1 protein-coding gene is annotated in these 621 nt (G+C 68.3%); it reads right to left on the bottom strand.

The annotated features are described in order from the left end of the window. The coding region (gene lgt, locus L6Q67_RS23515) for a prolipoprotein diacylglyceryl transferase (protein WP_296575940.1) at window positions 1–621 on the bottom strand (621 nt) is incomplete at both ends.

Genomic DNA, 621 nt, shown 5'->3' with positions numbered 1-621 from the left:
AAGAATTCGGCGACGAAGCGCACCGTGCCGTAGCCGATGAGGAACACCGCCGACACTGCGCCCAGTGCGCGCGGCTTCGCCGAGAACCACCACAGCACGGCAAAGAATACGACGCCCTCGAGGAAGGCCTGGTAGAGCTGGGAGGGGTGGCGCGCGATGGCGTCGACGTGCGGGAACACCATCGCCCAGGGCAGCGAGGGATCGGCGGCGCGCCCCCACAACTCGCCGTTGATGAAGTTGCCGAGGCGGCCGAAGCCCAGCCCGGGCGGCACCAGCGGGGCGATGAAGTCCATCACCGCGAACCAGGCGAGCTTTTTCTTGCGCGCATACAAAGTCAGTGCCGCCAGCACGCCGAGGAAGCCGCCGTGGAAGCTCATGCCGCCCTTCCAGACGGCGAGGATCTCCAGCGGGTTGGCAAGGTAGTGCGCCGGCTCGTAGAACAGCACCTGGCCGAGCCGCCCGCCGATCACCACGCCGAGCACGCCGTAGAAGAGCAGGTCGTCGATGTCCTTCGCCGTCCACTTCAGGTCGGGCCGGCGCGCGATGCGCCAGCGGCCCAGCGCGACAAAGGCGACGAAGCCGGCGAGGTACATCAGCCCGTACCAGCGCACCGAGAGCGGG

It is taken from the genome of Zoogloea sp. (assembly GCF_023150065.1).
Taxonomy (GTDB): Bacteria; Pseudomonadota; Gammaproteobacteria; order Burkholderiales; family Rhodocyclaceae; genus Zoogloea.
Note: the sequence above shows the minus strand (reverse complement) of the source record. Positions and strands in the feature narration are given on the sequence as shown.